This window comes from Janthinobacterium sp. SUN073, assembly GCF_030397665.1.
Classification (GTDB): Bacteria; Pseudomonadota; Gammaproteobacteria; order Burkholderiales; family Burkholderiaceae_D; genus Janthinobacterium.
On sequence record NZ_JAPUBT010000001.1, the window covers coordinates 271258 to 285760 of the forward strand.

The window sequence follows — 14503 nt, forward strand, 5'->3', positions numbered from 1 at the left end:
GCCCCCTCCTGTCAGTGCATTTCCAGTTGATCTTTATCCAGCCGCTTGTACTGCACCAGCGAGTACAGGATGGCCAGCGGCGCCCAGGCGAACACCAGCACCAGCAGCAGCCAGCCCGGTGCGCCACACGCCAGCGCGGCCAGTCCCAGCAAGCCGCTGCCCACCATCAGCCTGGCGGCCAGCCGGTGCGTGGCATACCAGACGCGCTCACTGGCCAGTGTCCACGGGGTGCGGATACCCAGATAAAAATTGCGCCGCACCTTGCCCATGGGATTACCTGCCAGGATCAGCATCACGCACAGGCCCGCCGGTACCGCCCGGCCGATGGGCACCGCCACGCCAGCGGCACTGGCCAGTACCAGGCCATGTACATACGCCAGCAGGCCCAGCACGACGCCGAAGCTGTAGTAGAAGGTCGACTCGAACGGCTGCACCTCGAAGCGGCGCGGCGACAGCGAGGGCAGCACGAGCGCCAGCATCAGCATGCACGCCATCAGGCCCGGCCCGAGCAGCCACAGCACGGCGCGCGGCGCATAGCCGTCCACCTCGCCGCGGTAATTCCAATGCACGGCCACCACCTCCGGCAACTGCGGCCAGGCATACAGGGTGGCCGCACTGACGGCCACGATCATCAACAGGCTCAGGGCGATAAAGCGCGCTTTCATCATTTGCTCTCCTTGTGGTCGGTATCGGTCAGGTCCAGCATCCAGGCCAGTACGTCCTGCAGCACCGTGGTATTCAAGCCATACCAGATGGTCTGCCCTTCGCGCCGGCGCGTGATCAGATCGGCATCCGCCAGCACCGCAAAATGATGCGACATGGTCGGCTTGCTCATCTCAAACCGGGCGGCCAGGTCGCCGGCCGTCATTTCACCGGTCCGCAGCAGCCGCAGTATCTCGCGCCGCGCAGGATCGGCGATGGCCTTGAAGGCGCTGTTGGTGGCACTCATATTGAGACAAACGCCTAATTAGATAACCATCTAAATATAAAGACAAGTGCGACGGAGGTCAAGCGATTTCCAGCGCCTGCCCCGTCCCTTCCCCTACTCCGGCAGCGAGTAATCGATGTCGTAGAAATGCTGGCCATTTTCAATGCGGATGGCCAGCGTGCCGCTGATACCCGTCAGCTGCCCCGTGCCGGAATGCGGCACGATGACGATGCTCAGCTCCTGCCTGCCGTCGGCCATCGTGCCCGCATGCTGCGCCACGAAGCTGCCCTGCCTGCCCTGCAGCACGCCTGCAATGGCTTCCATCGCGACATAGCCGGCCGCGCCTTGGGTGTCCGTCACGCCATTGAGCATCTGCCCAGTGGCAGTGGCAACCAGGTCGCCCGCATACACCTTGTCAAGCAGCACCCTTCCCAAGCTCGTGCGCCCCGCGCGCTGCGGCGCCGTGGCCGGCGTCATGCTGATGCTAAAACTTCCCGTAGCGTGCGCGTGCATGCGATGATCTCCCTCTGCAGACAAGGCGGCGCCGGCTGGCGCCACCAATAGACAACATGCGGCCAGCATCAGGCCCGACAAACTGTGTGATTTCATGATTCCCTTCCGATCAATGCGAGAGGGCCAGCTTAAGGCCGCGCAGGAGACAAATATTGGATAAAACCGACAGTACGATGAATCTGCTCGCCGCGCGCGGCCAGGCGCCAAAAGGCATCGTCGACCCGCAGGCGGCGGCGCGCCGCATACGCCTGGCAACCTATCCACCGGCTGCCGCGCTGGCGCCGTTTGTCGACTACTTCTGGGTGGTGGAATGGGACCGGCGGGGCTGCGCGCCGGAGACGCAGCGCGTGCTGCCCTACCCGAACGCCCACCTGGTATTCGACCTTGGGCGCAGCGCCATCCATGGCGTGGTGCGCGGCGCCTTTGACCGGCCGTTGATCGGTGCCGGCAAAGTATTGGGCGTGCGTTTCGCGCCAGGCGGCCTGCGCCCGTTCATCACGCAGCCACTGTCAACCTTCACCGACACGACCATCGCGGCCGATGCGCTGCTGGGCATGCCGGCAGCGCAAGCCGAGGCGCTGGTGCTGCAGCAAGCCGGCGATGCGGCCATGGTGGCGCAAGCACAGGCACTGCTGCTGGCAAGACTGCCGCAGGTCGATGAGGCCGCCCTGCTGGCCGCCCGCTTGACTGCTGCGGCGGCGGCCCACCACGGCCCCACGAGCGTGGAGCAGCTGTGCGAGCACATGGCCATCGGCGAACGCAGGCTGCAGCGCCTGTTCGCCAACTACGTGGGCGTGCCGCCGAAATGGGTGATCCAGCGCTACCGCCTGCAAGAGGCGATCTGGCGCCTGGCGCAGCCCGATGCGCCCGACCTGGCCAGCCTGGCGCATGCACTGGGCTTTTTTGACCAGGCCCATTTCAGCCGCAGTTTTGCGGAACTGGTGGGCAGCACGCCGTTCGACTATCGCCGCTCGCAGCTGCCCACGCCTGCCTAGCTGGCAGCCTTGACGTCGTCCATGTAGGCGCGGATGATGCTGGCGAAATCCACATCGGCCGTCAAGCCCAGCGCTTCGGCGCGGGCCGTGTCCCAGGCGCCAGGCCAGCTCTTCACGATGCGCTCGATGGCGGGATCGGGCGCGTAGCTGATACGGGCCGTCACGTCGCTGCCGGCCACGTCTTCAAGTGCCGCGATCATCTCGCCCACGCTCACGCTCAAACCTGGCAAATTCACCGTGCGGCTGGCGCCAAACATCTCGCCTGCCAGTTCGTGGCCGGCGATCAGGGATGCGATGGCGCCACGCGGCGACAGCAGCCACAGACGCAGATCGGTGGCCACGGGACAGACGGCCGCCTCGCCGTTCAACGGTTCGCGGATGATGCCGCTGGCGAACGACGACGCCGCCTTGTTCGGCTTGCCAGGACGCACGCTGATGGTCGGCAGGCGCAGCACGCGCCCGTCGACAAAGCCGCGGCGGCTATAATCGTTGAGCAGCAATTCGCCGATGGCCTTTTGCGCGCCATACGACGACTGGGGATTCAGGGCCGTCGTATCCTGCACCACGTCCGGCAGCTTGCCGCCATACACGGCCACGGAACTGGTAAACACGACCTTCGGCTTGTGCCCCAGTTCGCGGCAGACGTCGAGCAGCAAACGCGAAGCGTCGAGGTTGATGCGCATGCCCAGTTCAAAATCAGCTTCCGCCTGGCCACTGACGATGGCGGCCAGGTGGAAAATCGAAGTGGTCTGCGTGTTGATGGTGGCGCGCATCAGGGCACCGTCAGCGATATCGCCCGTGACCACCTTGACGCGCGCATCGTTGAAGTCGTGCGCGGCCACCACGTCGACCAGCACCAGCTCACTGATCGTTTGCAATTGGCCATGGCTGTCCGTCAGCTGGCCTTGCGCCAGCAACTGCCGCGCCAGGCGCTGTCCCAGGAAACCGGCGCCGCCGGTAATGAGTACTTTCATTTTCATGCTCCTTGTTTGTTGTTGTAAGCGGCAAGCCAACCCAGGCCATCCTCGGTGCGTCCGCGCGGACGGTATTCGCAGCCGATCCAGCCCCCATAGCCCAGGTCATCCAGCAGGGTATACAGATACGGGTAATTGACTTCGCCATCGTCCGGTTCATTGCGCGCCGGGACGCTGGCGATCTGCACGTGGCCGATGCCGTCGAAGTTGTTCTTGAACGTCATGGCGATATCGCCCTCGACGATCTGCGTGTGGTAAAAATCCATCTGCACCTTGACGTTGGGTGCGTCCGACTCCAGGCGCAGCGCATGGCCCTGCGCCTGCGTGACGAGGAAGTAGCCGGGCATGTCGCGCCAGTTGATCGGTTCGATCAAGAGTTCAATGCCATGCTCGCCCACGGCCTTCGCCGCGTACTTCAAATTGGCCAGGTAGGTGGCGCGGTGCAGCGCGAGGTCGGCGCCCACGGGCAGCAGGCCCGCCATCATGTGCACGCGTGGCGTGCCCAGTGCCAGCGCATACTCGATGCCACGCGTCACACCGGCACGGAATTCCGCTTCGCGGCCCGGCAGCGAGGCGATGCCACGCTCGCCGGCCGCCCAGTCGCCCGGCGGCAGGTTGAACAGCACATTCTGCAAGCCGTGCTCGCGCAGCCAGCCGGCTACCTCCTGCGGCGCGTAATCGTAAGGAAACAGAAATTCGACACCCTGGAAGCCCGCTTGCGCGGCGGCGGCAAAGCGCTGCGGGAAAGGCACTTCATTGAACATCATGGTCAGATTGGCGGCAAAGCGGGGCATGCGTATCTCCTGGATTTCTTATATGTCGAGTTTGAATGTGTGTTTCAGGTCCGCGATCTGTTCCGCGTCGAGCGGGCGCGTGGGCACATCGCGCAGCAGCAGGAACAGCTTGGCCGTCTCTTCCAGTTCCTCGGCCGCGTACACGGCCGCTTCCAGGCTGGTGCCCGAGACCACGGGGCCGTGATTGGCCAGCAGCACGGCCGAGTGCTTGCGCGCCATGGCGCCGATGGCGCCGGCCAGCGCCGGGTCGCCCGGACGGTGGTAAGGCACGAGAGGCAAGCGCCCCACCTTCATCACAAAATATGGCGTGAGCGGCGGGATGCAATCGTCATGATTCAGGCCGCACATGCAGGACACTGCCGCCGAATGCGTCGAGTGCAAATGCACGATGGCGCCGGCGCTGCCGCGCTCTTCGTACATGGCGCGGTGCAGAAATGCCTCTTTTGACGGCGGCGCACCGCTGATCAAGTTGCCGTCCCAGTCCAGCTTGGACAATTGCGCGGGATCGAGCCGCCCCAGGCTGGCATTTGTGGGCGTGAGCAGCCAGCCGTCGGACAGGCGCACGCTCAGATTGCCGCTGCTGCCCGCCGTCAGGCCCCGCTCGAACAGGGACTTGCCGAAATCGACGATCTGCTCGCGCTGGCGCGATTCGTCGGCGCTCATGCCAGCACCTGCCAGGCCTTGCTGAAGAAATCCACGGTGCCGAAATTGCCGGACTTGAGTGCCAGCACCAAAGGCGCCATGCCATCGTCGCCCGGCGCCGGCAAGGCTTGCGTCCAGGGCACGCCGGGGTCGATCTCTGGCCCGATGCGCAAACCGGCCACGCCCAGCGCCTTGACGACGGCGCCCGAGGTTTCGCCGCCGGCGACGATCAGCTGGCCCACACCGAGGCGCACCAGCCCTTGTGCGATGGCGGCCAGGGCTTCCTCGACGAGGGCGCCGGCCCGCTCCACGCCCAGCTGTGCCTGCACGGCGCGCACGGCGTCCGGCGTGGCCGTGGCATAGATCAAAACAGGGCCTTGCGCCAGGTGCGCGCCAGCCCATTCCAGTGCATGCTCCACCACGGCGCCCACCACCTCGCCTCCCGCGGCAAGCTGCAGCGGGTCGACGTGGAATGACGGTGCGCTCTCGCGCAGGTGCGCCACCTGCTGCTGCGTGGCCACCGAACAGCTGCCTGAAATCACGGCGCGAAATCCGGAGGCCGGCGGCAAGCGCCCTGCCTGTCCCGCAGGCGATGGCGACAACTGGCCCCGCTGGCGGAAATTCTGCGGCAGTCCCAGCGCAATGCCGGAGCCGCCCGTAATCAGTTTCAAGTCGGCGCAGGCGGCGCCGATGGCTTCCAGGTCGCGGTTGGAGACGGCATCGACGACAGCAAAATGGCAGCCCTGGCCGCGCAAGTCCGTAAAACGCTGGGCGATGGCGGCGGCGCCCTTCTCCACCACGGAGAAATCGGCCAGGCCCACCTTGGCTTGCACCTGCTGCTGCAGCACGCGCACCAGGTTGGAATCCATCATCGGCGTCAAGGGATGGTCGCGCATACCTGACTCGGCCAGCGGCACGTCGCCGACGAACAGGTTGCCCTTGTAGATAGTGCGGCCATTCGCGGGGAACGCGGGACAAGCAATCGTGAAGTCCGTGTCGAGCGCCCGCATCAACGCTTCGGCCACGGGACCGATATTGCCGCGCGGCGTGGAGTCGAACGTGGAGCAGTACTTGAAGTAGAATTGGCGGCATCCGGCCTGCTGCAGCCAGGCCAGCGCGGCCAGCGACTCGGCCACCGCGTCTTCAGGTGCATTCGTGCGCGACTTGAGGGCGATGACGACGGCATCGACATCGCCGGGTGGCGGCCCTTGCGGCACCCCGATCAATTGCACCGTGCGCATGCCGGCCTTGACCAGCATGCCGGCCAGGTCGGTGCCACCCGTGAAGTCGTCGGCGATACATCCCATTAGTACGGTCATGATTGTTCCTTCTTGATTCATTTACGCTTTCGCTGGCAATGTAATTCCAGGGAAAAGCTTGATGACGGCGGAGTCGTCCTCGCCGCCAAAACCGGCGGCCGACGCCTGCATGAACATCTGGTGCGCCGTGGCCGACAGCGGTAATGGAAACACGCTTTTTTTCGCGTAATCGAGCACGATGCCCAGGTCTTTCACAAAAATATTCACGGCCGACAGCGGCGTGTAGTCACCCTTCAGGATGTGCGGCACGCGGTTCTGGAACATCCAGGAACTGCCGGCGCTGTTCGAAATGACTTCGTACAGGGCATCCGGATCGCAGCCGGCACGCAGGCCCAGCGCCATAGCTTCGGCGGCGGCGGCAATGTGCACGCCGGCCAGCAACTGGTTGATCATCTTGACCTTCGAACCTTGCCCCGGCTGCTCGCCCAGACGGTACAGTTTGGCGCAGATGGCATCGAAAACGCCGGCGCAGGCGTCAAACGCATCGGGCGCACCGGCCGCCATCACCGACATTTCGCCAGCAGCCGCCTTGGCCGCGCCGCCTGAAATGGGCGCGTCGATGAAACGCAATCGCATGGCCGCCAGGCGCGCGCCGAGCGCTTCGGCAAACTCCGGCGCCACGGTGGCACAGGCGATGACCACGCTGCCCGGTGCCAGGGCGCTGGCCGCACCGTGTTCGCCAAACAGCACGGCTTCCGTCTGCTGCGCATTGACGACGACGATCAGCAAGGCTTGCACCTGCGCCGCCAGCGCGGCCGGAGATTGCGCCGCATGGGCGCCCAGGTCCACCAGCTTTTGCATGGTCTCGGGCCGCACATCGCAGGCATGCACTTCAAAACCGACGCGCAGCAGCGATTGGGCGATGCCCATGCCCATGGCGCCCAGGCCGATCACGCCCACTTTTTCGATTGTTGCAGTCATTATTTACTCCATTATTTATTTACGAGCTTGGCCGGCACCCGCATGATGATGAAGGCGCCAAACACCAGGATGCCGGCCAGCAGGTAGATGGCAATATCGGTCGACTGGGTCAAGTCCTTGATGGAGCCGATCATGTACGGTGCCGCGAAACCGGCCAGGTTGCCCACCGAATTGATGGCGGCGATGCCGGCAGCGGCCGAGACGCCACCGAGGAAGGCCGTCGGCAAGCTCCAGAACATGGGCGAGGCAGCCAGGATGCCACCGGCGGCGATGGTCAGGAAGAAGATGGCCCAGCCCGTGTTGTGGGCGCCGGCCAGCGCGCTGCAGACGATGGCGGCAGCGCCTACCACCAGCGGGATGGCCATGTGCCAGCGGCGTTCGCGGTACTTGTCCGAGCTGCGGCCAAGCAGGATCATGGACGCCACGGCTACCGAATACGGAATCGCGGTGAACAGGCCGATATTGAGCACGCCCGTCACACCGGCCGCCTTGATCAGGCTGGGCAGCCAAAAGGTCAGCGAATACTGGCCCATCACGCAGCAGAAATAAATCAGGGCCATGACCCAGATGCGCGGGTCGGCGAACATGGCGCGGATCGACGGGTGCGACACCTTGCCCTGCGCTTCCGTGGCGATACGCTGCTCGAGGATGACTTTTTCGTCTTCCGTCAGCCACTTCGCGGCGCGGATGCTGTTATCCAGATACAGCAGCACGGCCACGCCCATCAGCGCGGCGGGAATCGCTTCAAGCACGAACATCCACTGCCAGCCCGCATAACCGTGCCAGCCGGCGAAGGTCTCCATGATCCAGCCCGACAGCGGGCCGCCAATCAGACCCGCCACGGGAATGGCGGCCATGAAGGTGCACACCATGCGCGCGCGGCGCTCGGATGGATACCAGTAGGTCAGATACAGGATGATGCCCGGAAAGAAGCCCGCCTCGGCGATGCCGAGCAGGAAGCGCATGACGTAGAACTGGGTCGGCGTGGTGACGAACATGAAGGCGCCCGAGATGATGGCCCAGGTGATCATAATGCGGGCGATCCACACGCGCGCGCCGATCTTGTGCAGCATCACGTTGCTGGGCACTTCGAACAGGAAGTAGCCAAGGAAGAACACACCCGCGCCCAGACCGTACACGGTTTCGGAAAACTGCAGGTCGGCCAGCATTTGCAGCTTGGCGAAGCCCACGTTCACACGGTCGAGATAAGCGACGATGTAGCACAGCATGAGGAAGGGAATGATGCGCCAGGTCACCTTGCGGTAGACGGCGTCGTCGATGGTTTTCTGGCTGGCGGCGGCGCCGGCCGGCTGCCCGGGCAATGCTTGTGATACTTCCATGCTTGTCTCCTGATCGCTGGGGGATCGACCGTGCCGGGTTTTTATGGTCCACCGGAGGTGGCTGGCAACTTGTCTAAAATTTGTATGGATGTATATTATGTGTGTGTTTTGTGTGTGTCAAGCTGTATATTCCATATAATGGCAAGCAGGCAAGCCCCATGAGAACCGTTAGCGCAAGGATGCACCCGATGGACCGCACGTTCAGCTTTACCCTTCCCGCGCCGGAGCCCGCCGCAGGCAGTTTCACCACCGGCACCCTGGGTGCGCGCGTGGCGGCCCGGCTGCGCCAGCAGATCCACCACGATGGCCTGGCCGGCGGCACGCGTTTGCCATCGGAGCAAGCCATGGCCAGCCACTTCGGCGTGAGCCGCACGGTGCTGCGCGAAGCCATCGCCCTGCTGCAGGCGGACGGCATCGTCGTTACGCGCAAGGGCAGCGGCACCTTCGTGTGCGCGCAGGATGGCGCGAAGACGGGCGAACGGGGCGACGCGCTGACGGAGCAATCCGTGCAATCGCTGCTGAACCTGATCGAGGTGCGGCAAGGCCTGGAGGCTGAAATCGCCGCGCTGGCGGCCGTGCGGCGCACGCCGGGCCAGCTGGCCGATATCGAACACGCGCTGCGGCGCATCGAGGAAGCCGTGGCGGCCGGTGTCGACGGCGTGGAAGAAGACGTGCGCCTGCACCTGTGCATCGCCGAGGCGACGGGCAACCCCTATTGGCCGAAATTCGTCGCCATGTTCGCCGACCCGATCCGCTCTGCCGTCAAGGTGACGCGCGCGAATGAAGCGCGGCGCACGGACTTTTCCATCGAAGTGCGGCGCGAACACGAAAAAATCGTGCAGGCGATCGCCGCCGGCGACCCGCAGCGGGCGCGCCAGGCGGCCATGGAACACATGCAGCATGCGGCCGAACGCGTGCGCCTGGCCGACCGCGAATTCTGGCGCGGCGACGGCGGCGCATTGGCGCGTACCCTGGGGCGCGATCCCATCATGCAGAAATAGCCTGCTCCCGTTCAGGGGTAGCTTGGCCGGCGCATCTGGAACAAGCTGTCCGGACCGATTTCAAAATAATCGGCCGCTCCGCCGCCGCGCAGGATGGGGGCGGCGGCGGCCGTATCGTACACGCCGTCCTTGAGCAGATGGCGCGCGATATGCACGCCCACCACTTCCCCCAGCACCAGCCAGCTGCCGACACCGTCCCCATTCAATCCTTGCAGCTCGATGATCTGCGTGCGCCGGCATTCGAAGGATACGGGACTTTCGGCCACGCGCGGCACCTTGACGATGCGCGGGGCGGCCGGCGTCATGCCGGCCAGCGCGAATTCGTCGACCTCGGGCGGCGCCGGCGCGCAGCTGGTGTTCATCGATTCGGCCAGCGGACGCGTCGCCAGGTTCCACACGAATTCACCCGTCTGCTCGATATTGCGCAAGGTATCCTTGCGGCCGACGCTGGAAAAACCGATCAGCGGCGGCGTGTAATTGAACGCATTGAAAAAACTGTAGGGCGCCAGATTGAGCACGCCTGCGCTGCTGCGCGTGGCGATCCAGCCGATCGGACGCGGCCCCACAATGGCGTTGAAGGGATCGTGCGGCAGGCCGTGGCCCTGCGCAGGTTCATAAAAGTGAATGGGGTCAAGCACGCGCGTTCCTGAAGTCAAAAGAAATCAAAGGCAGCCGGGGATGGAATGCCTGGAACGACAGCTTACTTGAATTGCCACCACCGCGTTGCCGGTCCGCCGGCGCCAGGTGGGCTCGCCCACAGACTACCAAAGCGACAATTGTATGGCACGCGGCATGCGGCCTCGCTTATGATGAGACAACTCAACTCTTATCATTGCGCTACCGCCCATGCATACGCTCACGCTGCACCAGAAAGTATTCTTGCTCCTTCTGAGCATCGTCACCATCGGCTTCGGCACGATACTGGCGCCGTATGCGGGCGCCATCTTCTGGGGCGTCGTCCTGGCGATCCTGTTCGCGCCCGTGTACCGCTGGCTGCTGCGGAAAACCAAGGGCCGTGCCGGCCTGGCGTCGCTGCTGACCTTGCTGCTCATCATCGTCATCGTGATCCTGCCGCTGTCGCTCATTTCCGTGTCGCTGGTGAACCAGGCGGCCAGCGTCGTGGAGATGGTACGGTCGGGCGAAATCACGGTCGCCATGTTCTTCAATAAAATCATGGCGGTGCTGCCGCAATGGCTGATCAATTTACTCGACCGCTTCAACCTGACCAGCCTGGCCAGCCTGCAGGACAAGCTGGCCGAGGGCGCCACGCAGGTGAGCCAGGTGGTGGCGCTGAAAGCCATCAATGTGGGCCTGTACACCTTCGAATTCCTCACCAGCCTGTGCATCATGCTGTACCTGCTGTTTTTCCTCATGCGCGATGGCTCCTCCCTGTCGACCCGCATCAAGGACGCCGTGCCGCTGAGCCGCAAGTACAAGCAGCGCCTGTTCACCAATTTCACCACGGTGATCCGCGCCACCGTGAAGGGCAACATCCTCGTGGCGATCGCCCAGGGCGCCCTCGGCGGCCTGGCGTTCTGGTTCCTCGACGTGCCCGCCCCCCTGCTGTGGGCCGTACTGATGGCTTTCCTGTCGCTGCTGCCGGCCGTCGGCGCCGCCCTCGTCTGGGCACCCGTGGCCGTCTACTTCCTGGCCACGGGCGCCATCTGGCAAGGCGCAGGCCTGGCCGCCTTCGGCGTCTTCGTCATCGGCCTGGTCGACAACGTGCTGCGTCCCATCCTGGTCGGCAAGGACACCAAGATGCCCGACTACGTGGTGCTGCTGTCGACCGTGGGTGGCATGGCCCTGTTTGGCCTGAACGGCTTCGTCATCGGCCCCGTGGTGGCGGCCCTGTTCATCGCTTCGTGGGATCTGTTCGTCTCGGCCAGCGAGTTCCAGGCCAAAGATTGAGGCGTGGCGGCAGGCGTACGAACGGTCCGGATCGCTTGCATTGATCCTGTCATTGCACTATCGTTACAGTACGCGCGTATTGCCAGCCTTGCACAGGAGATCCCATCGTGTCGCTGATCCTCTATGGCCATCCCTTTTCATCGTACACGCAAAAGGTGCTCATCGCCCTGTACGAGAATGCCATACCTTTCGACTTCCGCTGTCTGGCGCCGGACATGCCGCAACACTTGCAGCAGTGGCTGGAGCGCTGGCCGCTGCGCAAATTTCCGCTGCTGGTGGACGGAGAACGCAACGTCGCCGAGACCAGCATCATCATCGAGTACCTGCAACTGGCCCATCCCGGCCCGCTGCGCCTGCTGCCGGACGACCCGATGCAGGCGCTGGAAGCGCGTTTTCTCGACCGCTATTTCGACCTGCACGTCATGGCGCCCATACAGCATGCCGTCGGCGCGGCCCTGAGCGGCGACGCGGCAAAGGCCCGGGAAGGCCGCGCGTTTGCCGCCGAAAAGCTGGACCTCGCCTACGCCTGGCTGGAAACCCGCCTGGCGGGCAAGACGTGGGCCGCCGGCGTAGGCTTTACCCTGGCCGACTGCGCCGCCGCCCCGTCGCTGTTCTATGCGGATTGGACGCAGCCGATTCCCGCAACGCTGCCCCTGCTGCGCGCCTACCGCGCGCGCCTGCTGGCCCGTCCATCGTTCGCCCGCGCGGTGGAAGAAGCACGCCCATACCGCCACCTCTTTCCGCTGGGCGCACCGCAGCGCGATTGACCGTGTCCAGTAACCATGTTCAGCCAAACACGGGGCGGAAAAAACTGCGCTCGTAGCTGACGATGCAGCGCGTCTCTTCGGCGTAGCGGAAGGCGGCCTGGCACTCGGAGTCCTGCATCGAGTCGCCGCGGTACTGCTCGTACAGGGCCAGGCTGGGAAACGAAAACATGGCCAGCGCGACGTTGCTGGCGCCTTCGGACGGCAAAAAATAGCCGTGATGCTGGCCGCCGAATCGTTCGACCAGCGGTATCCACAACTTGCCGTAGGCTTCGAATTCCCGCAATTTATACGGGTCGATGATGTAACGCAAATAACAGGTGATCATGCGGTTTCCTTGTGAAGGTTCAACTCCATCAGCATGCCAGATTCCCAGGAGCCGATGGCGGCCAGTGGCGAGCCAGGCAAAAAGTCCAGCGCGCAGGGATATATAAAATCTTCTTGTGCCAGGACGTTGAGCCCTGGCCAGCCGTAGAACAGCAGCTTGCCCTTGCCGATGCGTCCCAGCGCGCTGCCGTCTGGCAGCCAGCGCAAGGCGTTGCCCGTGCCGCCGCCCGCCTCCACGGGCACCTTGGCCAGACAACTGCCGTCGGCCAGCGCGTACACGGACAGATAGTGCGTGCCGCCCGCGTGGTGCAGCACGGCCAGAGACTCCCCGTCCGGTGACGGCGCGCACGACATCATGCCTGGCAGCGACAGCACCACCCTCCCGCCGCCGTCTTGCAAGGGCCAGTCCCACACACTGCAGTAATCGGGCGGCTGTACCTGCCCCTCGTCCACCGATTTGACGCCATGCTGGAGCAGCAAACGCCGCCCGCCATCGATGGCATAGACTCCCCGCAGCATCTCGCCCGGATGCTCCTGCGTGAAGAGCGTCTCGCCCGTTTGCGCCGCGCGCATCCGCAGACGACCATCCCAGCCGCCGTCGGCCAGATACTGCCCGCACGGCGACCATGCGGGACCGCAGCCTTCGCCATCCTTCTTGTTCTGTAAGTTCAGCAGCAACTGGCCCGCCTGCGCATCCACCACGGCCATCTGGCCCGTCGTGCTCTTGATGGCCAGCCGGCTGCCATCGGGCGAGAAGGCCATGCCCGACATGTGCGCGATGAATTTGCCGCGCCACAGCTTCTGCCTTCCCGCCACGTCCCACAGGACCAGGTCGCGGCCCAGCACAGCCAGGCGCGTGCCATCGGGTGAAAAGCGCACGCCGTAGCTGCAGCCCAGCTTCAGGGGCTTCTGCGTTGCCGTCATGGACGCGGCAAGCGGTACACCACGCTGTCGAGGTCGTAATGGCGTTCCATGCCCACGTATTGCATGCCCAGGCGCGTCATGACCTTGATCGAGGCGGCATTGTCCGGGTGCGCCACGGCCACCACTTCGGGCGCGCCGACGACGTCGAAGGCATGCGCGACGATGGCGGCGGCCACCTCGCTGGCATAGCCCTGCCCCCAGCCCGTGCGCGCCAGGCGCCAGCCGATTTCATGCGGTTTATTTTTGTCGCCATCGAGGTGCTGCAGGCAGGCCATACCCACCATCTCGCCGTCATCGAGGCGGATCAGCGCCCACCAGGAGTAACCCCACTCGGCCCAGCGCCCCACCAGCCGCGCAACGGCGGCGCGCGTGTCCTCTTCCGCTTCGGGCTGTCCCGCGTTCAGATACGTCATCACCTCGGGATCGGTGTTGAGCGTACGCATGCGCTCGTAGTGGTTTTCGGTAATCGGTTCCAGGCGCAGGCGCGCCGTCGTCAGTATGGTCATCGCATTTCCTTGGACGAAAAAAAAGACGATACATGATCGTCTTTTTTTTGCAAGAGTGCACGCAATTACTTGCCTGCTTCGCCCTTCTTGATCCACGCCGCCAGCTGGTGCGGACGCAGGCCGTCGTAGTCTTCGAACGGCTGATGGATCCAAGGGTTGTGCGGCAGTTCGTCGAGGAAGTAGTCAGGACGCACGACGGAGCAGCCTTTCAGCCAGATCACAGCCGATTTGACTTCGGTCACGTCAGGGAAGTTTTCCTTCAGGTGACGCGTAACCTTGTCCAGCGTGACGCCGGAATCGGCCAGGTCGTCGACCAGCAGGATGCGGCCGGCCAGCGGACCCTTGGTCATGGTCATGTACTTGGCGATATCGAGGTCGCCGCGCACGGTGCCCGCGTCTTCGCGGTAGGAACTGGTCGACAGGATGGCCAGCGGCAAATCAAAAATGCGCGAGAATACGTCGCCGGGACGCACGCCGCCGCGCGCCAGGCACAGTACCTGGTCAAATTTCCAGCCCGATTCGTAGACCTTGAGCGCCAGGCGCTCGATCAGGCGGTGATACTCTTCCCAGTTGACCCAGAGATGTTGATCGTTCGATTGTGGGGTAGTCATGATAGTGAAATCTTATTATTAGCGTGATTAAAAAAA

18 protein-coding genes are annotated in these 14503 nt (G+C 64.2%); 4 read left to right on the plus strand and 14 right to left on the minus strand.

Annotated features, from left to right (window positions below; translation table 11 throughout):
* Window positions 1–11: 11 nt before the first annotated feature.
* The 3 genes from O0882_RS01360 to O0882_RS01370 all read right to left on the minus strand — a co-directional run bounded on the left by O0882_RS01360 (window position 12) and on the right by O0882_RS01370 (window position 1537).
* Window positions 12–668 carry an SdpI family protein gene (locus O0882_RS01360; RefSeq protein WP_244198901.1) on the minus strand — a complete coding sequence of 219 codons (657 nt, stop codon included), beginning with the start codon at window positions 666–668 and terminating at the stop codon, window positions 12–14.
* Window positions 665–949, minus strand: coding sequence for an autorepressor SdpR family transcription factor (locus O0882_RS01365; protein ID WP_289944720.1), 285 nt, complete (start codon window positions 947–949; stop codon window positions 665–667). The genes O0882_RS01360 and O0882_RS01365 overlap by 4 nt, the downstream gene beginning before the upstream one ends.
* A 93-nt stretch (window positions 950–1042) precedes the next feature.
* Window positions 1043–1537, minus strand: coding sequence for a DUF3224 domain-containing protein (locus tag O0882_RS01370; protein WP_289944722.1), 495 nt, complete (start codon window positions 1535–1537; stop codon window positions 1043–1045).
* Window positions 1538–1593: 56 nt separating this feature from the next.
* On the opposite strand from O0882_RS01370, the gene O0882_RS01375 reads away from it, so the two are divergent.
* A complete protein-coding gene (locus O0882_RS01375) occupies window positions 1594–2436 on the plus strand; it encodes a helix-turn-helix domain-containing protein (protein ID WP_289944725.1) in 843 nt (280 codons plus the stop codon).
* On the opposite strand, the gene denD is transcribed toward O0882_RS01375, so the two are convergent.
* The 6 genes from denD to O0882_RS01405 are packed head-to-tail and all read right to left on the minus strand — an operon-like array spanning window position 2433 to window position 8426.
* On the minus strand, window positions 2433–3410 hold the full coding sequence (gene denD, locus O0882_RS01380) for a D-erythronate dehydrogenase (protein ID WP_289944727.1): 978 nt from the start codon (window positions 3408–3410) through the stop codon (window positions 2433–2435). The two genes, O0882_RS01375 and denD, sit on opposite strands and share 4 nt — an antisense overlap.
* A gap of 2 nt (window positions 3411–3412) precedes the next feature.
* On the minus strand, window positions 3413–4204 hold the full coding sequence (gene otnI / locus O0882_RS01385; RefSeq protein WP_289944728.1) for a 2-oxo-tetronate isomerase: 792 nt from the start codon (window positions 4202–4204) through the stop codon (window positions 3413–3415).
* A gap of 18 nt (window positions 4205–4222) precedes the next feature.
* Entirely contained in the window at window positions 4223–4867 is a 645-nt protein-coding gene (otnC, locus tag O0882_RS01390) for a 3-oxo-tetronate 4-phosphate decarboxylase (protein WP_289944730.1), read from the minus strand.
* Window positions 4864–6165 carry a 3-oxo-tetronate kinase gene (gene otnK, locus O0882_RS01395; protein WP_289944732.1) on the minus strand — a complete coding sequence of 434 codons (1302 nt, stop codon included), beginning with the start codon at window positions 6163–6165 and terminating at the stop codon, window positions 4864–4866. Before otnK ends, otnC begins: the two co-directional genes overlap by 4 nt.
* Window positions 6166–6186: 21 nt before the next feature.
* Complete coding sequence (ltnD, locus tag O0882_RS01400) at window positions 6187–7086, minus strand: L-threonate dehydrogenase (RefSeq protein ID WP_289944735.1); 900 nt, start codon at window positions 7084–7086, stop codon at window positions 6187–6189.
* Between the two features lie 11 nt (window positions 7087–7097).
* Window positions 7098–8426, minus strand: coding sequence for an MFS transporter (locus O0882_RS01405; protein WP_071076292.1), 1329 nt, complete (start codon window positions 8424–8426; stop codon window positions 7098–7100).
* Window positions 8427–8584: 158 nt separating this feature from the next.
* On the opposite strand from O0882_RS01405, the gene O0882_RS01410 reads away from it, so the two are divergent.
* Entirely contained in the window at window positions 8585–9427 is an 843-nt protein-coding gene (locus O0882_RS01410; protein WP_289944741.1) for a FadR/GntR family transcriptional regulator, read from the plus strand.
* Between the two features lie 11 nt (window positions 9428–9438).
* On the opposite strand, the gene O0882_RS01415 is transcribed toward O0882_RS01410, so the two are convergent.
* Entirely contained in the window at window positions 9439–10065 is a 627-nt protein-coding gene (locus tag O0882_RS01415) for a flavin reductase family protein (protein ID WP_289944744.1), read from the minus strand.
* A gap of 208 nt (window positions 10066–10273) precedes the next feature.
* On the opposite strand from O0882_RS01415, the gene O0882_RS01420 reads away from it, so the two are divergent.
* Complete coding sequence (locus tag O0882_RS01420) at window positions 10274–11335, plus strand: AI-2E family transporter (protein WP_289944746.1); 1062 nt, start codon at window positions 10274–10276, stop codon at window positions 11333–11335.
* Between the two features lie 107 nt (window positions 11336–11442).
* The gene (locus O0882_RS01425) at window positions 11443–12102 is read left to right on the plus strand and encodes a glutathione S-transferase family protein (RefSeq protein WP_289944748.1); all 660 of its coding nucleotides are present in this window, start codon (window positions 11443–11445) and stop codon (window positions 12100–12102) included.
* A 19-nt stretch (window positions 12103–12121) separates the two neighbouring features.
* On the opposite strand, the gene O0882_RS01430 is transcribed toward O0882_RS01425, so the two are convergent.
* The 4 genes from O0882_RS01430 to O0882_RS01445 form a co-directional block, all read right to left on the minus strand.
* Window positions 12122–12427, minus strand: a complete 306-nt coding sequence (locus tag O0882_RS01430) for an NIPSNAP family protein (RefSeq protein ID WP_289944749.1) — start codon at window positions 12425–12427, stop codon at window positions 12122–12124.
* Window positions 12424–13350 (minus strand): hypothetical protein, encoded by a 927-nt coding sequence (locus tag O0882_RS01435; RefSeq protein WP_289944752.1) that lies wholly within the window; start codon window positions 13348–13350, stop codon window positions 12424–12426. The genes O0882_RS01430 and O0882_RS01435 overlap by 4 nt, the downstream gene beginning before the upstream one ends.
* Window positions 13347–13856, minus strand: coding sequence for a GNAT family N-acetyltransferase (locus O0882_RS01440; RefSeq protein WP_289944754.1), 510 nt, complete (start codon window positions 13854–13856; stop codon window positions 13347–13349). The genes O0882_RS01435 and O0882_RS01440 overlap by 4 nt, the downstream gene beginning before the upstream one ends.
* Before the next feature lie 65 nt (window positions 13857–13921).
* Window positions 13922–14467 (minus strand): phosphoribosyltransferase family protein, encoded by a 546-nt coding sequence (locus O0882_RS01445; RefSeq protein WP_034752020.1) that lies wholly within the window; start codon window positions 14465–14467, stop codon window positions 13922–13924.
* Window positions 14468–14503 lie beyond the last annotated feature (36 nt).